The sequence below is a fragment of the Nostoc sp. genome (assembly GCF_036919595.1).
Lineage (GTDB): Bacteria > Cyanobacteriota > Cyanobacteriia > Cyanobacteriales > Nostocaceae > Nostoc.
On the sequence record NZ_JBALCO010000014.1, the window covers coordinates 11,172 to 31,922 of the forward strand.

At 40.7% G+C, this 20,751-nt stretch carries 19 protein-coding genes; 8 read left to right on the forward strand and 11 right to left on the reverse strand.

The annotated features are described in order from the left end of the window. Positions 1-122 precede the first annotated feature (122 nt). Both V7K21_RS01815 and V7K21_RS01820 read right to left on the reverse strand, forming a co-directional pair. Positions 123-3,503 carry an EAL domain-containing protein gene (locus V7K21_RS01815; protein ID WP_335171120.1) on the reverse strand — a complete coding sequence of 1,127 codons (3,381 nt, stop codon included), beginning with the start codon at positions 3,501-3,503 and terminating at the stop codon, positions 123-125. 310 nt (positions 3,504-3,813) lie between these two features. Next, the gene (locus V7K21_RS01820; protein WP_335171121.1) at positions 3,814-4,698 is read right to left on the reverse strand and encodes a ParA family protein; all 885 of its coding nucleotides are present in this window, start codon (positions 4,696-4,698) and stop codon (positions 3,814-3,816) included. A gap of 259 nt (positions 4,699-4,957) precedes the next feature. On the opposite strand from V7K21_RS01820, the gene V7K21_RS01825 reads away from it, so the two are divergent. Next, positions 4,958-6,133, forward strand: coding sequence for a homospermidine biosynthesis protein (locus tag V7K21_RS01825; RefSeq protein ID WP_335171122.1), 1,176 nt, complete (start codon positions 4,958-4,960; stop codon positions 6,131-6,133). 83 nt (positions 6,134-6,216) lie between these two features. Here the strand turns inward: V7K21_RS01825 and V7K21_RS01830 are convergent, their stop codons facing one another. Beyond that, positions 6,217-8,118: an adenylate/guanylate cyclase domain-containing protein gene (locus V7K21_RS01830; protein ID WP_335171123.1), complete on the reverse strand. Its 1,902-nt coding sequence runs from the start codon at positions 8,116-8,118 to the stop codon at positions 6,217-6,219. A 642-nt stretch (positions 8,119-8,760) separates the two neighbouring features. Here V7K21_RS01830 and V7K21_RS01835 point away from each other — a divergent pair. The 3 genes from V7K21_RS01835 (at position 8,761) to V7K21_RS01845 (ending at position 9,902) form a co-directional block, all read left to right on the forward strand. Continuing rightward, positions 8,761-9,000: a tetratricopeptide repeat protein gene (locus tag V7K21_RS01835; protein WP_335171124.1), complete on the forward strand. Its 240-nt coding sequence runs from the start codon at positions 8,761-8,763 to the stop codon at positions 8,998-9,000. A gap of 75 nt (positions 9,001-9,075) precedes the next feature. Then, a complete protein-coding gene (locus V7K21_RS01840; RefSeq protein WP_335171125.1) occupies positions 9,076-9,324 on the forward strand; it encodes a hypothetical protein in 249 nt (82 codons plus the stop codon). Between the two features lie 173 nt (positions 9,325-9,497). Next, the gene (locus V7K21_RS01845; RefSeq protein WP_335171126.1) at positions 9,498-9,902 is read left to right on the forward strand and encodes a GFA family protein; all 405 of its coding nucleotides are present in this window, start codon (positions 9,498-9,500) and stop codon (positions 9,900-9,902) included. 173 nt (positions 9,903-10,075) lie between these two features. On the opposite strand, the gene V7K21_RS01850 is transcribed toward V7K21_RS01845, so the two are convergent. Further along, complete coding sequence (locus tag V7K21_RS01850) at positions 10,076-10,531, reverse strand: hypothetical protein (protein WP_335171158.1); 456 nt, start codon at positions 10,529-10,531, stop codon at positions 10,076-10,078. A 127-nt stretch (positions 10,532-10,658) separates the two neighbouring features. Between V7K21_RS01850 and V7K21_RS01855 the strand changes: the two genes are divergently transcribed. Together V7K21_RS01855 and V7K21_RS01860 are read left to right on the forward strand one after the other, a co-directional pair. Then, entirely contained in the window at positions 10,659-11,018 is a 360-nt protein-coding gene (locus V7K21_RS01855; RefSeq protein WP_335171127.1) for a VOC family protein, read from the forward strand. Between the two features lie 44 nt (positions 11,019-11,062). After that, entirely contained in the window at positions 11,063-12,379 is a 1,317-nt protein-coding gene (locus tag V7K21_RS01860; protein ID WP_335171128.1) for a recombinase family protein, read from the forward strand. Between the two features lie 141 nt (positions 12,380-12,520). Here V7K21_RS01860 and V7K21_RS01865 read toward each other — a convergent pair whose 3' ends face one another. Further along, positions 12,521-13,609 carry a hypothetical protein gene (locus V7K21_RS01865; protein ID WP_335171129.1) on the reverse strand — a complete coding sequence of 363 codons (1,089 nt, stop codon included), beginning with the start codon at positions 13,607-13,609 and terminating at the stop codon, positions 12,521-12,523. Between the two features lie 771 nt (positions 13,610-14,380). Between V7K21_RS01865 and V7K21_RS01870 the strand changes: the two genes are divergently transcribed. Next, positions 14,381-16,000: an ArnT family glycosyltransferase gene (locus V7K21_RS01870; RefSeq protein WP_335171130.1), complete on the forward strand. Its 1,620-nt coding sequence runs from the start codon at positions 14,381-14,383 to the stop codon at positions 15,998-16,000. Between the two features lie 227 nt (positions 16,001-16,227). On the opposite strand, the gene V7K21_RS01875 is transcribed toward V7K21_RS01870, so the two are convergent. The 5 genes from V7K21_RS01875 to V7K21_RS01895 all read right to left on the reverse strand — a co-directional run bounded on the left by V7K21_RS01875 (position 16,228) and on the right by V7K21_RS01895 (position 19,276). After that, positions 16,228-16,614 (reverse strand): hypothetical protein, encoded by a 387-nt coding sequence (locus V7K21_RS01875; protein WP_335171131.1) that lies wholly within the window; start codon positions 16,612-16,614, stop codon positions 16,228-16,230. A gap of 12 nt (positions 16,615-16,626) precedes the next feature. Next, complete coding sequence (locus tag V7K21_RS01880) at positions 16,627-16,818, reverse strand: GNAT family N-acetyltransferase (RefSeq protein ID WP_335171132.1); 192 nt, start codon at positions 16,816-16,818, stop codon at positions 16,627-16,629. A 7-nt stretch (positions 16,819-16,825) separates the two neighbouring features. Beyond that, positions 16,826-17,848 (reverse strand): zinc-dependent alcohol dehydrogenase, encoded by a 1,023-nt coding sequence (locus V7K21_RS01885; protein WP_335171160.1) that lies wholly within the window; start codon positions 17,846-17,848, stop codon positions 16,826-16,828. 116 nt (positions 17,849-17,964) lie between these two features. Then, complete coding sequence (locus tag V7K21_RS01890) at positions 17,965-18,150, reverse strand: hypothetical protein (RefSeq protein WP_273765094.1); 186 nt, start codon at positions 18,148-18,150, stop codon at positions 17,965-17,967. A 55-nt stretch (positions 18,151-18,205) separates the two neighbouring features. After that, positions 18,206-19,276 (reverse strand): glycosyltransferase family 4 protein, encoded by a 1,071-nt coding sequence (locus V7K21_RS01895; RefSeq protein WP_335171133.1) that lies wholly within the window; start codon positions 19,274-19,276, stop codon positions 18,206-18,208. Positions 19,277-19,734: 458 nt separating this feature from the next. Between V7K21_RS01895 and xth the strand changes: the two genes are divergently transcribed. After that, positions 19,735-20,517: an exodeoxyribonuclease III gene (gene xth / locus V7K21_RS01900; RefSeq protein WP_335171134.1), complete on the forward strand. Its 783-nt coding sequence runs from the start codon at positions 19,735-19,737 to the stop codon at positions 20,515-20,517. On the opposite strand, the gene V7K21_RS01905 is transcribed toward xth, so the two are convergent. Beyond that, positions 20,478-20,702, reverse strand: coding sequence for a hypothetical protein (locus tag V7K21_RS01905; RefSeq protein WP_335171135.1), 225 nt, complete (start codon positions 20,700-20,702; stop codon positions 20,478-20,480). The genes xth and V7K21_RS01905 overlap by 40 nt on opposite strands. Positions 20,703-20,751 lie beyond the last annotated feature (49 nt).

The window sequence follows — 20,751 nt, forward strand, 5'->3', positions numbered from 1 at the left end:
TAGAGAGGCTCTTGCGTTCGCCAATGCTAACATAGGGAAAGCTTACTAGGGGGTTAGGTTTGGGAGGTGATTACCAACAATACTTTTCAAACATCCTTTAAACAGAATTTGATCCCAAGTTTTTAGGTCTTTAAAAAGTTTTTGTAGCACAAGTTGGCAGCAAGCAGTATTTCTATTTCTGCACGTTCCATAGGTGGTAAGAAAAAATATCCTTGCCCATAATCACATTGTAAAGCCTTTAACTGTACTAATTGCTCTACAGTTTCTATCCCTTCTGCTGTTACAGACATATTTAAATTATGAGCTAATGTCACAATAGCTCGAACAATTTCTAAATTTTCTCCTTGACTACCTATATTAGTGATGAAAGAACGGTCAATTTTAAGGGTTTTGATTGGTAGGCGGTGCAGATAACTCAAGGATGAAAAGCCAGTACCAAAATCATCCATGTGTAACTCGATATTAAGCGCTGTTAACTGGGAAAACACAGTGGTAGCTAATTCAAAATTATCCATCAACAAGGTTTCAGTAATCTCCAATTTCAAACTGGATGCCTTTAGTCCAGTTTCCTGCAAAATCTGTTTAACTTCTTTAAACACATCGGGTTGCGTGATTTGTTTAGCAGAAAAATTTACATTAATTGTCAGGGGTAGTGAGGTAGGAAATTGTTTATGCCATATGTGCATTTGGTGGCACGCTTCATAAAGCACCCATTGCCCAATACTAACAATCATTCCAGTTTCTTCGGCCAGAGGAATAAAATCTTCAGGGGAAATAAGTCCTCGTTCTGGATGATGCCAACGTATCAGTGCTTCAAATCCAATAATTTTGCCAGTTGTCAGTGAAATAATTGGCTGGTAACTAAGGCTAAATTCTTTTTGCTTGAGCAGCGCACTTCGCAGAGCAGTTTCTAACTCCAAGAGCAAAGATGCACTCTCGTGCATCTTCGGGTCAAACACTTCGTAGCGTGCCTTACCAAGTGATTTGGCACAGTACATTGCCACATCTGCATCGCGTAGAATCTGCGCTGCTTGCTCATAATCTGCTTTACTTAAAGCAATGCCAATACTAGCATTAGTAAACACCCTATGCTCATTTAATTTAAATGGCAAAGCTAGCACCTTTTTAATTCGCTCGGCTACCTGTACGGCGATGCTGATATCTTCAATTTCCTCAATTAAGATTGTGAACTCATCTCCGCCAAAACGGGCAATTATGTCTCCAACTCGCAGAACTGACTTTAGCCGATGAGAAATTGCAATTAAAAGTTGATTTCCCTGTAGATGTCCAAGGCTGTCATTAACAACTTTAAAGCGGTCTATATCTAAGAAGAGTACGGCAAAGAAATAGTTTTTTTGCTGTTTAGTACGTTCTATTGCCTGCTGCACTCGCTCTATAAATAATCGTTGATTAGGTAATCCGGTTAGCCCGTCATGAAGACTATTGTGCTGTAATTGCTCTTGTATTTGCTGACGCTTGATAATGTCTTTTTCAAGCTGTTTATTCACTTTAATAAGTTCAATGGTACGTTCGATAACCATCTGTTCAAGATGATAACGAGACTGGACTAATTCTTCCTCTATTAACTTCCGCTTAGTAATGTCACGGACAATAACAATATACTCTCGTAACGGGGAATTAAATGGCTTTGAAATAGTCGATTCAAGAATTCGAAAACCTTCATTTGTTTTTAAGATTTGCTCACTTATAATAGACCATTGCTCCGGTTTACCACGATAGGATATCAAAAGTTGATTCAAGTTTTTCCCTAGCAACTGCTGAACATTTGTTTGAAATAATTTTTCAGCCGCGGTATTTGTCTGACAAATTGTACCGTTTTCATCTAAAACTAAAACAGTATCTGGAACGGTATCAAGAGTAGTGATAAATAGGTTTCTTGCTTGTTTGCGTGCCTCATCAATAGCAACGATTTGTGGTAGAGTTGTCCAGCAAGCGATCGCTACCCCTATAAAAGAAAGCGTCACTAGTAGAATAGCTAATAAAGAGTTTTGAGGATTATTAGAAAGTTTATCTAATAAATCGCGGATAACCCAACTGCTTGTGGCAGTAATACAAATTAATGATACTAAGACAATCACCTGTAGTACCACAAAGTCTGAGTTGTTTCTACTAGACCTAGTGTCGTAACGCTGTGTCCACCATTTTGGCTGTAATGGCGCAAATCTTAAGCGATGTAGCGCTACATCTCCGATGATCAGAACAATGGGTAATAATAATCCCACTAAGAAATCTCTCCGACCCCAAGCTAAACCTCCCACTATTAGAACTACCGCTTCTACAAAGAAAAAACCAAGTGACCACCAAGGCCATAACACCTGCGGTTTGTCTCGACACAGCCATAATCCCAGATGTAATCCCATAATAGACATGAGATAACAGGTGCCTGCTACTGTGACAAGTTGAAGTACATTTCCCAAATTTAGGCAAAGCAAACTGATTAGAAAGGTAACTAAGATAGCAGGCCCAAGGACACCTTGAGGGGAAACTAATGCAAATATGGGAGAAAGCTGTTTGTCTAAGGCAAGTTGGTATAAGATCCGAGGAGAGTTGGAAACTGCCGTAGCAGAACTTAGAAGGCAGGATATGCTAATCAGAAGTGTTACTAGAAAGGGGGCATGTTCACCCCAAAAAGGCTCAGAAGCCGCTACCAGATTTAAGAATGCATCGTCTATTTTTGGATTTTGAGGCGAATGCATTAATACCCAAGAACCACCTAAAAACACTGGAGGAATTAGCCAAGCAGCTACGCTTAAGAACTTTAAAGTTTTATATGGGTGGCGGCTATCAGCAACAAAAGAAGAAGTGGTTTCACAAGCATAAATTGAATAGCTAGCCAGGAAAAACCACTTTGCCCATTCTTCAAAACTCAGGCTATGCGTGCTAGTTGGGATAAATTTAAAATTATCAGGTGAGGAGGCTAACCATACTACGCCTTGAGTACAAAACAAAAGCAGTAATAAAATCGCTGGTAATACAAAAAATAAATGCAGGAGCGCTAGAGCACGACTGCCACTGAATGCCACAATAAAAGGAATCGCTGTAAATGCAACTTTTAATAAAGTTTCTGGGCAAGAAATACCTAATGGTTGAAAACTGACTTTAATTAGGTCTGTGAGAATAATCGCATACAGTGCCGGTGCTGCTGCCCAGCTAAAAAAGTATCCTAAGGCTACGTAACGACCTAAGCCAGGAAAGTTCTTTAATAACCTTGTGGTATAGTTTGGTGTTCCTCCAGCCACATCTGACCAATGTCTACCTAAACTTTGTACCTGCAAGTTAAGTAAAAAGGAAATAATCGTGCCAAAAAACCAAACTAAGATTGCTTTAGGCCCTAACGCTGCATGAATGATGGGGGCAGTACCAATCCATCCCACATGACCTGTTAAGCCAAAGCCCCAGGTTTCGAGATAACTCAGAGTCCGTGGTAGGCGTATTACCAAGTGCTGATTTATCTCTTCGTGTACAGAATTGTTAGTAACCATTGTTTCTTAGTGAAATTTACTGGCCTTTTCACTCAATAGCTGAATCTCCCTGCATATAGCTTCAGTAGAACTGCTGAACTTATGAAAAGGATAACTTACTTATTACCACTTAGCACCTTTTATTTAGGCAGATAATAAATAGCAACTCTAATTGATTTGGGAAAATCGAAGGGTTCAGATTTTCGACTTGTTAAATAAGTCGAAAATCGTGTTAAAGCAATCCTATTTGATTTGTAAAAATCGCCAGGTTCAGATTTCCAACTTTTTATAAAACTGGCGAATCTTGTTTTTTACAAATGATTTAGAATTGCTATAGCTTTTGCAACAACTCCTGAGTTAACTGAAAGAACGCTTTTGAACCAGCTGATTGAGGAGCAATTAAAACAGCTGGCATAAAACTATCAACAGCCTTAGCAACATTGACATCAACTGGTATTTGTATCTTACAAATTTTTTCTACACCGAAATCTTCAACAACGCGGTGCATCACTTGTTTATAGTATCTGCCAGTGAGAAGGTTAGCACTGGACATGCTAAATACAATTCCCAGCATTTTTATATCTATCTTGGTTTCATGCCCGTGACTGTCTTTTAATTGGGCAATGCGTCTTTCCAGCAGTTGAATACCTACTATAGATAAAGGTTCTGGTTTAGCAGGAAGTATGTAGAAATCGCTGGCGGCTAGAGCGCTACGAGTCAATAGATTATAGCCTGGTGCACAATCGAGAAGGATAAAATCATATTCTTTACGGACTGATTTTAAGATGTTATTAATCAAGACTCTTTCAAAGCGATTCCAAATCATTTCAAAATCCTGTTCACCCAAAGTAGTTGCTTGTTGATGCAGCATTTCTGATACAACAAATTCATCATACAAATCGATATCTCCTGGTAATAAATCCAGTCCAGGAAGATTACAAACCTGGGACTGAATGATATCCTGAATTGTCAGTTTGGCTTGTGGGTCTGGATTGATAATTTCGTCTATCAGATACCTAAATGTCTTACTTTGTTTACGACGCTTGGCAAAATCTAAAGGCGACATCAAACTGAGTGTGGCACTAATTTGGCTGTCTAAATCAAGGACAAGCACCCGCTTGCCATGATTTTTAACTAAACAGGTAGCTAAGTTGACGGTGAGGGTGGTTTTACCAACGCCACCTTTCATATTTGCAGTAGCAATTACATATCCCATTAGTTGAGTCCTCTGTTAACACATTTTCATCTAGCTAGCGTACACCTCTCTCGATCTATTAAATCTTCCATTAAATTTAATATTTTCGGAAACTCTTTTCATTGAAATTGCTTCAATTGTAGGCGTTGAGGTCTGTGACACGATTTAATCTCAGCCGTCGTAGTGTTTTTTGATAATATGGGCTAGTTAAATTGCTGTTACTTTGCTTGAAACCTAGATAACATTAGATTCGGCGTGTTTACTGTTCGGGAGTGCCAAAATGTCTAAACAGCTGGGTCAAAAAATTGCACCGACACCTATATCAAATGATATCAATGTGGTGGATTTGATTGATCAATACTTCACCGCTTATAACTCAGCGCGGTTGCGGGAAATCTGCCAACTACTGAGTCGTGATGTGCTAACGGAAGGTGTCACAGTGGGAGTTAGCCTTTCTGGTGCGATGACACCAGCCGGATTCGGGGTTTCAGCGCTTGCACCCTTAATTCGCAATGGCTTTATTGACTGGATGATTAGCACTGGTGCAAATCTTTACCACGATATGCACTACGGTTTGGGTTTTGATCTCTTTGCTGGTAATCCGTTTTTGGATGATGTGAAACTGCGCCAGGAAGGCACTATTCGCATTTATGACATAATCTTTGGTTACGATGTGCTGCTGGAAACTGATGCGTTCATCCGCAAGATTCTGCAAGGAGAAGCGTTTCAGAAGCGGATGGGAACTGCTGAGTTTCACTATTTACTGGGTAAGTATGTTCGGGAAGTAGAAAAGCAACTAGGTATGCAGCATTCCTGCTTGCTTGCTACAGCTTATGAGTATGGCGTGCCTATATATACGTCTTCTCCAGGAGATAGCTCAATTGGGATGAACGTGGCGGCTTTAGCTTTGGAAGGTTCGCAGTTGGTTTTAGATCCATCAATTGACGTAAATGAGACGGCTGCGATCGCATATAATGCCCGTGAATCAGGAGGTAAAAGTGCGGCTGTAATTCTCGGTGGCGGTAGTCCGAAAAACTTTTTGTTACAAACTCAACCGCAACTTCACGAAGTATTAGGACTAGAAGAACGAGGACACGATTACTTTGTGCAGTTTACCGATGCGCGTCCAGATACAGGCGGTTTGTCTGGAGCAACCCCATCGGAAGCCGTCAGCTGGGGTAAGATTGACCCGGAAGAGTTACCTAACACAATTGTTTGTTATACAGATAGCACGATCGCTCTACCACTGGTAACAGCGTATGTTCTTAACAAGTGCCAGCCTCGTCCCCTGAAGCGTCTGTACGACAGGCGAGAAGCCATTTTAGATAAACTGCAAAAAGACTATTTAGCAGCCAAAACCCGACCATCAGATCAGGTTCCAGCAGCAGTGGCTGAAAATGCTTCACAGCAAACAGCGACTTATCCCTGTGGTCGGCTGATTCCAAATACTCATTAGGGAGTAGGGAGTAGGGAGGGGGAGATGAGGGAGTAAGGGAGAAGAATTAATAACCAATGACTAATGACTAATGCCCCTCATCTCTACTTTCCAATCAACAAATAAGTTGTCATTTCCCCTTTGCCTTTAACTTCGATTTCACCCCGCTTTTCAAATATAAATTCATCACATAAACACTTATAAGTATTTTCTGTAACCTGGATTTTATCTACAAGACCTTGGGACTCCATGCAGCTAGCGATATTTATCGTGTCTCCCCAGAGATCATAAGTAAAGTTGTTGAGGTCAATTACTCCCGCCATTACCGAACCGCTATGGATGCCGATACGGATACTGAAGTTTTGGTTATTCTCAGTATTAAATAGAGCGATCGCAGTTTGCATGTGTAATGCCATTTGGGCGATCGCTTGAGCATGATCCGGGCGGCGTGTGGGTAAGCCACCAACTACCATATAAGCATCGTTAATGGTTTTGATTCTCTCTAAACCATCTTGTTCGGTGAGGCGATCAAAAGCTGATAAAATTTGGTTGAGTAAGTTTACCACTTGAATTGCACTCAAAGAAGCAGTAATTTCGGTAAAACCGACAATATCTGCAAATAAAACTGTGACATCAGCAAAGTCTTCGGCAATGTTAGCTGATTCTTGTTTCAAGGGTTTGGAGATTGCGGCTGGCAAAATATTCAGCAATAAACGTTCGGTTTCTTTCTGCTGATGGCGCAGCGCTTCTTCTGCTGCTAGTCGCTGGGTGACATTGCGAAAAATGCCGCGAACCGCAACTGGATGACCTTCGACAAATTTACAGTTAATATTACCTTCTAGAAAGATTGTTTGACCGTCTTTAGTAACGAATGCGGATTTTATTTGAGCGAACTTTTCTCCTGACAGCAAGCGATAAAACCTTTGCAAACAGTCTTGTTTACACTCTGAATGTATAATATCGAAAACAGTCATATTCGCAATTTCAGCTTCGCTATATCCCAAAGTTTCTCGCCATGCACGATTCACATACAAAAAACGACCATAGGCATTGACCGATTGAATCAGGTCATTAGCATTTTCAAATAAATCTCGATATCGTTCTTCACTTTCTACAAGTGCATCTTCTGCTTGTTTGCGTTTGATAAACTGGGCGATTTGACTACCAATCGAACCCACCAATTGCAATAGGTCTTTATCTTTTGGTTGTACATCTCGGCTAAAGAAAACCATCACTCCTAAGATTTCACTATCATCTAAGATGGGGAAGCCAAAAGCTGCGTGTAATCCAGCCTCAGCAGCAGGTTGCGATCGCCGAGTGTCTCCATCTTCTGTGGTATCTTGAATCCACAAGGGCAAACGTCTGATCCAAATTCGACCAGGTAAGCCAACACCGGGTGTATAGGTAGTTTGCCAGGTGATTGCTTTAAACTCTCGCACAGAAACTACTCGACTTGACCAAATTTCCACACACCTTAATACTGCATTGATATTGTCTCCCTGTACCGATGTGCCAATATATTGACTTGCTGTCCAAAGTTCGCCTAAATCCCATCCCAAATTTTGACAGATCGACTGCAAAATTTGCGGAATTCCCTGCTTTACACTTTGGGATTCTGATAATATCCGAGTGATAGCATACTGGGCACTTCTACGCTGTTCCCAGTGCTGCCGAGCGGTAACATCCCGACCAATGTAAACAATATCTTCTAATCCTTTTATTTTTTTCGGAATTACTGAACAAGAAAAAGCAATCAACCGTTTCTCTCTAGTTTTAGTTCGACAAACTACCTCGAAATTTTGGTAATTTTGCTTAAAAGAAGAATGTCGATAAATGGCTTGTGTTAATACTTGATTATCATCAATTATCAGTGATATCGGTTGATTAATTAATTCTTCTTCACTAAAACCAAATAATTTTTGAGCAGCACGATTTACTTTTTTTATTTCTCCTAAATTACTGGTTATAAATAAAGCATCTGTAATTGCAGTAATTACTTGATCCATGTAATTTTTGTATGATATGAAAGCACTTGATAGCAGATTTTTTTAATTGGCTTGCTGTGCTAAGTTTTATTTTAAAACTAGCACATTCTCAATTACAATAATTAGTTTATTATATTGTTTATTGATGATCTAGATAGTTAGATATATATAAATATAATTTTTGCTCTAAATATTATCCAATTACTTGTAATTAAAATAGTTACTACTCACCTTCCAGGATAGCTTTTAAGAGATTTTCAAGCCGGATAAACTCAATAAAACTTAGCCTGACATCTTTTTTGCGTATCACCTCCTCAGGACGTTCTGCAAACCGTTGTACTTGCTCAGATGTATCTATGATGCAGAAATTATCATCCAGTTTTAAGTGTTAAAATTTATGTAGAGAAGAAGGTTTGTTTAAAATAAATCAGTGTAATTGAGCGAAAACGACCATGAGCAACCTTTTGATTCGGTTGAGCAGAATTAAGTAAGCATAAATAATATGTATTCTCTCTTCTGGAGGATTGACAATTGAATACGATTCTGATTTTTTCTGATAATAATTGGTAATTTCTCAGAGATGAAATGGCTATCAAAATCGAATTTGGCGATCGCTATTTTTCCGCTAGCACCTACTACCAGTTGGGAATGGTTGCCTAATATTTGCGTGAATTTGAGGAGGCGCGGCGTAATTACCAACAAGCTTTGGCTATCTATATCGAATTTGGCGATCGCTATTCCCAAGCTGACACCTACCACTGTTTAGGAGCGCTTGCAGAAGCAGAGGAAAACTACCCAGAGGCGAGGGTTCATTTGCAGACAGCGTTGGAGATATATGTTGAGTATAAGGATGAATATTGGGGGGCGATCGCACGGAAGGTGTTAGAGAGATTACCAGAGTGATTGAGTGATGGCATTTAACAGGGGCGCGACCAGATCATACTCATTAGGCAGGCGTAGCAAGTTGATACAATCGCATTGTTAATCGATACAATCGCATTGTCAGTCAATACAATCGCATTGTTAGTCGATACAATCGCATTGTCAGTCAATACAATCGCATTGTTAGTCAATACAATCGCATTGTCAGCCGATACAATCGCATTGTCAGTCGATACAATCAAATTGCAAGATGATTACCAGGACTTACGCACTTGTACAGTGACTCTTTATTTATCGCTGTGCCTTACTTTGTGTCATCTAAAGTGTGAAGGCTGGAATTTCTAGCGTTCAGACTAGAATCAGCACAGAAAACTTACAGGCTGTATCAACACAAATTGTTGCAAGTCTAAAGGGGGTAAAGCCCAGCTTGATGACACGAATTTGTTTCGACGCCATTTAATTTGTCACTATACAAAAGCCTGTACGTTTTTCGGACGACAATCTATTGGGAAATTGTGATGCTCAAAACCTTTATTGGAAGCTGCCATTGTGGCGCAGTTCGATTTGAAGCCGACATCGACCTGAGCTTGGGTACAAACAAATGTAACTGCTCGATCTGCACGAAAACGCGGAATTGGAACGCAATCATCAAGCCCAACGCATTCCGATTGCTATCCGGCGAGGGCGATTTGAGCGACTACCAGTTCAATCTAAAGATGGGACATCATCTCTTTTGCAGGCACTGCGGCGTGCGATCGTTTGCTCGTGGGCACGTTGAAGAGATTGGCGGTGACTACGTTTCAGTCCAATTGGCTGCCCTCGACAACGTTGAACCAATGGAACTTATTGAAGCGCCCATTCGATTTGCTGATGGCCGTAACAACAACTGGGATGCGCCTCCAGCCGAGACAAGGCACCTATAGAAGCGTAGACGCCGCTTTCACGGTAGTCCAATACAGACCTAACCCCCAATCCCTTCCCTTGTAGGGAAGGGGAGTAAGATTCAAAGCCTCTCTCCTTTTAGGAGAGAGGTTTGGAGAGAGGTCAGATATGCTATACGCAAAGCATCTAGGGCAATGATTTGCAAGGTATCGCATCAGTTTCCTGGCGCTAGAGTTGCAGAATTGCCAACAGATGGTTCGGTGTATTCGCAAAAAATATTCAAACCGATTTTGAGGATATATAAAACAATAACAGTTGCGATCGCTGGATCAATTGGCAAACCGTGTGCCGTCGCTACACCAACCAGTGAGATAATCAACCCTGTCAGCAAGGGCGAACTCCCTGGATTCTTCGTGTAATCTTTAAGTTGACCGCGAAAACCTTCATCGCCACAGAGTTCCTCACGCAATACCTTTAGTGTTACTTGCCAAAGTGATTTATTTTGCTGCATGAACGGTTGCCCATTTTTCTCATTCCACAAATCCTCAAAAGCGGTTTCAACTTTGCCATTGTGTTTTTCCAAGTGATTTAATGCATGTTGTGCAGGATCGTAATCTTGTAAAATCTCCCGTGCAGCATTCATTTCCGTATGACTTAATTGAGCATCCATCATTTATCCTCATTTTTTAGTTTGTTATTGGTTATTATTATTTTCCCCTGCTTCTCTGTTTCGCTGCTTCCCGCAAGGGTTCAAACTACGTCAAAATTTAGATAAACGCGATCGCATCTTACCGACAATGCAAATTACCCAAAGTCTCCATACAGCGATTCTTGTCACTGACTTAGAACGCTCTGAACACTTTTATGGCAAAGTATTGGGATTATCTAAAATAGATCGTTCCCTGAAATACGCTGGTGCATGGTATCAAGTCGGCAACTATCAAATTCACCTGATAGTCGCAACCACTGTCCCCACGGAAAACCCAAACGAAAAATGGGGACGTAATCCCTACGTCGCCTTCTCAGTAACTGACTTAAACGCTGCCAAACAGCAATTCCTCAATCATAATTATCCCATTCAAGCCAGCGCTTCCGGTCGCGCTGCTTTGTTCACTCAAGACCCTGATGGAAATATTATTGAGTTGAGTCAGCAGTGAGAAAAGCAGGGGAACAGGAGAAGAATAATAATGCCCAATGACAAATGAAAATCATTGCCTACTCTTATACTAATCCGCTATTAGAATCTGTTCCCGATCAAGCTGATTGGGGATGGGAGGTGGATCGGGTTTATGAAGATTTGGGTAAGCTAGAGTCCTTTGGACACGCTACGCGAACGCAATTACAACAATTATTTACCGATTGCCAAACTGAAAGGGCAGATTATCTCCTGATTCGTCGGCTGGAAGAATTAGGGGATACTGTAGAGGAAATTAGCGATCGCTTGAATGAACTCGAAGCAATGGGAGTAGCGATCATTGCCACAGAACAGCCTTACACTTCCGAAAATTACCCTCTGGGCGCTAACTTACTGAATTTGCTACACGCAATCCAACGTCAAAAACGTAGTCGTCGCATCCGTGAAGGACACGCCCGTAATCGTCTCGATGTTGCACCGCCACCCGGCAAAGTTCCCTACGGCTATCGCAGAGGTAAGGGAAAATATACTGTTGATCGCAGTACTTCACCAGTAGTAAAAGATTTTTTTGAACACTTTTTACTCTATGGTTCTCTGCGGGGTTCAGTTCGTTACTTGGCGAAAAAATACGGCAAAAAAATCTCTGTCACCACAGGAAGACGCTGGCTGACTAATCCAGTTTATCGCGGCAATACAGCTTACCAAAATGGTGAAATTATCTCCAATACCCATATTCCGATAATTTCTAAAGAAGAAGCAGCCCAAGTTGACCGACTTTTACGCCGTAACAGCCGTTTACCATCCCGAACTGCTAGTGCGCCGCGTTCTTTAGCTGGGTTGGTTGTCTGTGCTGAGTGTCAGTCACACATGACAGTTACCCGTGTTACCCAACGCAATCAAGATAAGGAGTATCTTTATTTACGTTCTACTAGCTGTCCTCAACGTCCCAAGTGTAAGGCTATTCCCTACCAAGAGGTTTTAGAACATACAATTGAAACGGTTTGCCGTGATTTACCCTTAGCTGTAGCGGGGATGAATTTTCCCCAATTGGATGTAGTGAAAAATAGTTTAGGACAAGCGATCGCTCGTCAGCAAGAAATACTTGCTCAATTGCCTACTTTAATTGAAACTGGAATTTTAGATGTTGAAACAGCAAAGTTAAGGGCTTACAAACTCCGTACAGAAATTTCTGCACTCGAAGCAAAGTTGGCGACTTTTCCTCCAGTTAACTTGCGTTCTGTTGCTCAAGCTGTTTCAATACCACAATTTTGGTTAGATTTGTCGGAAACAGAGCGACGATTTTACTTTCGAGAATTCATCAAGCAAATTGAGATTACTCTTCAAAATAAAGAATTAAAACTCCAAGTTATTTTTATTTTTTAAGTTAAAGGGGCGGTTAGAAACCGCGTCTACACGAAGCTTTACCCACCTCCGTTGGTTTCAAAACCTTGATTTTGTTTTAGTTGGCGGAGGCGGACGAGAGTTTGTGTAGCCGCGAATTCCATTTACCCAGGCTTAAGTTGACTATTTCTGAGACGGTTGATCCTTAGTATATGCAGTAGGTTTTGGCCCTGCATTTCGCACATTGATAATTTTATTGAGGATATCAAACCAAAAAGGCGCACCCATAGCAATAGCTAAACCACTCAGTATCCAACCACAAATTAATTTAAAAACCTGCCAAATTCTGATGTAAACACTATTCGATTCTCTACTATCTAATGGCTCAAACTGTTGATTGATATTTTGCCATCCAATGGGTACAGAAGCATTTCCTAATAGTCTCTCGATTTCCTTTCTAGCTTCTGAGTCTGTAATATAATTGGTTTTTTCACTTGCACTTTGAGTAATGGTAGAGCGGATAACTGAATCCCGCGACAGTCTTTTGACCAGGTGAAATGTATCAGTGTTGGTTAGTATAGCAACTGATATTCCAATTAAAATTGCAGTTCCTTTGGCATTGCGTTTATAAACACCACTGGCTCGATCCATAGAGCGATCAAACCATGTTTCAATTTCATCTTTAAACTGATTCGCTTCTTCTGTGAGGTCGTTAATCTTTATCCTGCTACGTTTAGCAATCACACCAAGACTCGTCATTAAATTATTAGGTACGTAATCAGGTAAATCATTATTAACAAAATCTATAAAAGTTTGGTCGAAATCTCCATAAACTTGTTTAATTTTTTTGTAACTTTCACTATTGGGATCATTAATTCCTGTTTTAAGTTCTTTGTAAGATGCTAGGATCATGTGCAAGTTAGTTTGAGATTCGTCACTAGGATGTTTCACATAATTAATTAACTGGGGAATTTTTAAAGCATCTAATAAGCTAATTGCAAATGTTTCCGAAGGAAGATACGAAGGGCCACTTTGTTTTTCTCCTAGCGCTTTGTTTTTGCCAATATTTTTCCTACCTTCTCGTAACTGCTTTTCTACTTTATTCTTGGCTTCTTGATTTAATGTATTAATCAAAGGATCGCTATAAAGTTTCTGTACCAAGTTTTTTGCTTTGATAATATCTGAATCTTCACTTTCGCCACCACCTGCTAAAAGTAATTCAATTGAATTTTTTAAATGTTTAGCTCTCCATTGTAATAATGTGGCAATCAACTCCTGAATTTCAGAAGCTAGCAAGCTCAAAATCAAGTAAATAAAAACTAAGCCAAGAGTAATATCCACAACAACAGGTAAATTCATTGATAGGCTCCAATAATTTTTTAGTAGCTTTTTTTGTAAAAAATGCTATAAGCAAATTGTAGAACACACATATTTCAACGAAATAATCGCTTAATGAAATTTAAAATACTAAAACTTGCTAATTTGGAATAATTTTAATCAATAATCATCTCTATAAGAATCATAAATTTTTTTTGAAAGCTGAAAATCTTGTATTTAGTCTTTTTTAGAGGAATGCAAGTTATTAGCCTCAGAATTTATTCACAGGCGGGATAGTAAGGAAGTGGAATATTTAAATATGTTAGTAATTACTATCTACAAAGATTACAACTAATTCCTTTAATTGTTCAGCACGCCATTGAAACATTGTAGCAATTGTTTCATATTTATCTGAACAAATTCAAAAAACTAAGTAAACAAAATTAAACTAAGTGTCACATTAAAAAGAAAATACAAGTTAATTTACGGACTAAATAACAGGTAATAAATAATTTGTGGTTTGTATTATTTTTATCATTTATTAGCTTCAATGTTCTTTAAATAACTAAGATAAATTTAAAAAAAATAGCGCTAATTAGAGAAAACTGAGTTAATCTTGGAAACTAGCAATTGTTAAGAATATACGTTGCTACTGGGTGGCAACATTGGAGATTCGCTCTGATCTCTATGTAATCAAACCAGCAAGTAAAATGATTAACATAGAATATGCAAGAAGGAAGCTTTATTTGGAGTCATCTAGAAAAACAGCATCGCCCGGTTGGCAAATGGATTGATTGGGTATGGCTAATAGTATTGCTGTTGGCAGCAGTGTTACTGTTTAGCATCAATCTGGGAGGATTGCCGCTGCGAGACTGGGATGAAGGCACTGTGGCACAGGTTGCTCGTGAAATTTGGCACGCTCCAGCAGGTTCAATGCGTTGGCTTTACCCAACGTTAGGAGGCGAACCATACTATAACAAGCCGCCTTTGATGCATTTGCTAATAGCTTGGGCTTATTCTCTAGGAGGCGAAAATGAGTTGACAACGCGCCTACCTGGAGCAATTTTAACAGCGACATCTGTACCTTTACTGTATTGTATTGCTCAAGAGATATTTCGCCAACGTTGGGCAGCAATTTATAGCGCCTTGATTTATCTAACAATGTTACCTGTGGTGCGTCATGGGCGGCTGGCAATGTTGGATGGGGCGATGGTAAGTTTTTTGATGGTGATGATGTTGTGCGTGTTGCGATCGCGCCGGGATTTACGTTATTGCCTTGGTGTTGGCATTAGTTTTGGATTGATTTGCCTGACTCAAGGACTGCTAGGCATATTGCTAGGTGCGATCGCGATCGTATTTCTGTTTTGGGATACGCCACGACTGCTCACCTGTTACTATCTATGGATAGCAATCTTAATTGGTATTCTGCCTGTAGCTGGTTGGTACAGTGCCCAACTAATTCACTATGGTTATACTTTTGCTCAAATTGGCCTTGCAAACCCATCACTAGATCGAATTAGCTCTGTTGTAGAGGGGGATTCTGAACCACCTTGGTACTATGTTATTGAACTTCTCAACTACACATGGCCGTGGTTATTATTCTTACCGCAAACTGTCCGCTTAACCTGGGAAAATCGTAACCTTAGCTGGGCAAAACTAGTGATGGCGTGGAGTGGTGTTTATCTGCTGGTAATTTCTTTCATGATTACCAAAGTTCCCTGGTATCTATTCCCGATTTACCCTAGTTTAGCCTTAGCTTTTGGTATCCAGTTATCAGAGACAGAAAGTTCGCCTTTATTCTCATCCTATCCCCGTGCTTGGGTTGCTGGTTTGGCGATCCTTGCTGTAGTCGCTTCTGCTGGTAGCATTTATTTCAGTTGGGGTACAACCCCAAAAATAGACTTACAACTGATTTTTGCCGCAGTAGCTTTAACTATGACTTTAGCAGCTATTTTGGCAGAGCGAGGCGACGGGCAATTTCTGAAGATTTTGTTTTGGGGAAGTTATATTTCGCTGCTGCTGTTAATGAAATCCAACTACTGGGTTTGGGAATTATCTGAAGCCTATCCAGTTAAACCAGTCGCCGCCATGATCGTGCGGGCAAATCCAACTACGAGGAAGATTTACACATCTTTTCCCTACCATCGTCCCTCGTTGGATTATTATAGCGATCGCACCATCATTCCCGCTTCTGTTGGCGAACTGGAATATTATTGGCACTACAACGGCAAACCCTATTTCCTGCTTCATGCATCTGCTTTCAACAATCTCGAATTAGAGTCGATGAAGCTAATTGATCAAGCTGAAGGCTGGAAGTTAGTTACAAAAGATACAAATCGATTGTAAATGTCGGGTATGGGGCAGAAGAGGCAGAGGAGAAAGACTTACTACAATTTCTCCTTTGCTCCTCATTTTCCTCATCTTTCTTATCTCCCCCTGCCTCCCCTGCGTTTACGATTACCTACCCAAGCATGTATGGGGATATCAGTACAATTTCGCCATAATAGCTAGGTGCATTCTGTTGCTGATTGATTTCCGGCGTGAGATACTCCAAAAATCCCCTAATAGGCAATTTAATAGATTATTGAAGGCAGAAATGCGCCTGCTGGCTCGTTGTACAGTCCCATACTCATCAATGTCATTGGTCGAACTACGTGCAATCCTTTCTCTAAGCACCAGCGCAATAACTCAGTATTGCGGGTTGGCAACAGAAATTCTGATTCGGAAATTGCTGTTACGGCACCGAGGAGGGCCTTGAGGTCTTGATTACTGTGTGCAACTGCGTGTCCATCAAAGCCAAGTACAGTTGTGTATCCTGTAATGTTACCGTTATGTTCAACTACTGTAAGCGTTTGTTGCTCAATCGCATCAAGTAATTCGAGGTGACGAACATGACCATGAACTTGAAAACAGAGTTTGTTGCAGATATCAATATCTGCTAAGGTTGCTGTACGAACCACATACCCTAAAACTTAAAGTTGAAGCGTCGTACCTTTTAGGACTGCAACCGATTCTCGCACATGAAATCCGAGCTTGGTATATAAGGAGAATGAACTACTATTATAGGCAGCTTGCACTAACCTGACACCTGCAAACTTCTGCTGCCGTGCGTAATCTAAAACGTATTGCATGAGATGTTTCCCGATTGAACGTCCTTGTGTCATCGGGCTATCAAGGAATCATCGCTACCTTAATAACCTGACGCGCCTTCATCTCACAAAACACCTGTTCTAAATCTTTTAATGGCCGCTGTTCACTAATAAGTAACTCAAAGGGAATTTTGCGACTAGCGATCAGTGCAAGCGCCTCTCGCACATACTTTGGTGTATTATGAAACACGCCTTTGATGGTCAGTTCACTATAGTGTAGCTGTTCTGTATTGACAGTAATGCTGGTATCCCGTGGACATCCACCGAATAAGTTGACTGTTGCACCAGGACGGGCGCAGGCGATCGCAGTTTCCCAAACACTTGGTACACCAGTTGCTTCAATCACCACATCTGCGCCCCATCCTTGGGTGAGTTCTTTCACGACACTGGGTATATCCGGGATTTGACGATAATTAAAGGTCTGGGTTGCACCCAATTTATGACCAATTTCTAGCCTGTGGTTATTACCTCCCCACAGCAACACCTCAGCTTGACTACTCAACGCCGCCACAAACATCAGCCCGATCGCCCCATCTCCTAAAACGACTACTTGATCTTTGGCTTTGACGTTAGAACGGGCTACACCATGCAACACACAAGCTAGAGGTTCCGTCATCGCTGCCAATTCCCACGGCAACTCATCAGGAATCTGTAACAAATTATGCTGTACTATAGCAGCGGGAATTTTCATGTATTCCGCAAAAGTCCCGTTATTCCAGGTCAGATTCGGACATAATGAATACTCTTGACGTTGACAAAAAAAGCACCGATAGCATGGGGCAGAATTATTAGCGACGATGCGATCGCTTACTTGCCAACCACTGACACCTGCACCCAAGGCAACAATTCGCCCAGCAGCTTCGTGACCAAACAGCGTCGGCGTTTTCAGCATTTTGGCATGACCACCACGCCGCCAGACTTTCAAATCTGTACCACAAGTTGTTGCCGCCCCCACTTGAATCACAACTTCACCAGTCGCCGGAGTGGGGTCAGGAACTTCCTCTAAGCGGAAATCTTCTTGACCATAAAGTAATGCTGCTAACAAAGCTTTAAACCTATCAACTAGATCCACCTGATTTTACCAGTTGAAGCTAGTTGATAGGTTTAAACAAATCAGTCTTAATTTATAGTAGGCTTTTATTAATTTAAAATGCCGTAAAACTAAGAATTCACCACTGGCTGAGGAACCACTCCAGTGTTCCGGGTTTCTACATTCGGCAAGCGAGTAACAGTTAATAGCGGTACTTCTTGTCGGCACGACAGACAAAACCAATATAGTTCACCATGACGGGCATGACGTAGCAGGGAACCACCGCAGCATGGGCAGGTGTTGGCTCTCGTACTCATACTAATGTTCTCCTTAAAAAAAGTTATTGTTTAAACTGGATAAAAAAGCAGTTGATTAAAACTCGATGTTAGCTGCATGAATGCGGCCATTCGATTCTATGCGGTCTTTAATAATTTGTCTGTAAACAGCTTCATATCCGTTAACCATTTGGTTAACAGTAAAGTTGTTTTCTACATATTCTCGACAGGTTTGACGATTGAGTTCCAAAGCTAATGGAATCATCGCTGCCATTTCTGCATAACTTTTGCAGACAAAACCTGTTTTATCGTGAGCAATCACCTCAGGTACGGAGCCGAAATTCATGGCAATCACTGGTGTACCAGCTGCCATTGATTCAATCATTACTAACCCAAAAGGTTCTTGCCAGTTAATCGGGAAAAGAGTTATGGCTGCATTGCCCAGAAGTTCAGCCTTTTCGGCATGGTTAATTTCGCCTAGATATTCAATTTGCTGACCATCTATATGGGGGACAATCTCTTGTTCAAAAAACTTAGAGTCTACTAGATCAACCTTTCCTGCCATCTTCAAGCGCCAACCACTCTGTTTAGCAATAGCGATCGCATATTGTGGCCCTTTCTCTGGCGAAAAACGACCTAAAAATGCTAAATATGGAGGTTCTGACGGTTGGGCTACGAATGGGTAATCTGCTAGCTCAATTCCGTTATAAACCGTACCAATATAATTGAGATCGATTTGACGCTGCGAGTTACTAATGCTGACGTATGGTTGCTTTTGGTGGTAGCTAAATGCCTGACGGTTGTCGTTTGTAAAATTACCGTGCAGGGTGTGCACTGTAGAAGTTGCTGTTATCAAACTCGCTAAAGGTAGTGCCGAAATCCCTACATGAGAATGGATAATATCGAATTGGGCAGCACTTTGGTAAACTTGGCTCAGTTCTAACATTTCGTACACTGCATACTCTTTGACACTTGGGTCTAAGCGTAATGCCTGCGGATAAACTGCTTGTAAATGAGCCAAAGTTTGAGAATCGCCGGAGGCAAATAAAGTTACCTCATGACCGCGACGAACAAGTTCATCAGTCAAGCGACTCACTACCAGTTCTATTCCTCCATAACTTGGAGGCGGAACCCTTTCCCATAAGGGGGCAACTTGAGCGATTTTCATAAGTTTTTTTGGTTCAGTCTGTGAAATGTTCCTCAATAAAATAATGAGTTACATCATTATTTTATAAGGAAAGAGCAAATATACTTACTCTTTTGACATTTAAATTAACCTAACAGGCTACCAAAAGCGCAATAACGGTTAACTGTACCGCAAATTTTCTCCCGACAAATCTAACGGACTATCGGCGAAAGTCAACTCTGAGCTAGACTTCTAATTTATCGCAAATCAATTAATTGTTGCATCTGTCTTGGGGATCATAATAAGGTAGAATATTTTGTAGCAGAACTTACAAACTTGAATATTTTGTAGCTGACAATACTAAAATATTCAATGGGATCAAGTAATTAAAGCTGCGTTTAAACGAAATTGGGAAATGGAACAGAAATTATAAATATTAAGTAATTGTACAAAAATTACATAATTTGTAATTAGTAATTTGTAGAAATGATAACTAACTAATGAAAATTGCTACTTGGAACGTCAACTCAATTCGCACTCGCCTCGAACAGGTTACCGATTGGTTAACTAACAATCCGGTTGATGTTCTCTGCTTGCAAGAAACCAAAGTTATAGAAGCCGAGTTTCCGCGATCGCCTTTTGAGCAGTTGGGCTATAACCTTTATATATCAGGACAAAAATCCTATAACGGCGTAGCCCTGATTAGCCACCAGCCACTTATAGACGTAAGTAGCGGGTTTAGGGCGATTTTGACTGATTTACACCCGGAATGGGATGAGCAAAAGCGGGTAATTACAGGTGTTATTGATGGTGTTCGGATTGTTAACTTATATGTTCCCAATGGCGCAGCAGTCGGAACTGAAAAATATGAATACAAACTGCGCTGGTTGATAGCGCTACGCGAGTATTTGCGATTGTTGGTGCTGTCACAACCTGCGATTTGTGTGTGCGGTGACTTCAACATTGCACTGGAAGATAAGGATATTCACGAGCAAGTGAGTACAGAAAATCACATTATGGCAACAGAAACAGAGCGGCAAGCCTTACGGGATATTCTGGAACTAGGATTTGCCGATGCTTTTCGCAAATTCACCACAGAAGGTGGAAATTATAGCTGGTGGGATTATCGCACCGCCGCCTTCCGTCGCAACTTAGGTTGGCGGATTGACCATCACTATCTCACACCCATGCTGTATGAGCGTGCTAAAAGTTGCATTATTGATGTTGCACCCAGAAAATTAACTCAACCCAGCGACCATACGCCGGTAATTGTAGAATTTTGAATGGGGCATTGGGCATTGGGTAGAGGCACAAAAAAAATTAGAGTTTTATACTTGTTCACGAGTATCAAAGACTCATTAATGGAGTTCAAAGACTCGTCCACAAGTATCAAAGACTCATTAATGAAATTCAAAGACTCGTCCACAAGTATCAAAGACTCATTAATGGAGTTCAAACACTCATTCACGAGTATCAAAGACTAATTCATGAATCTTAATTTATACCAATTTATAGTT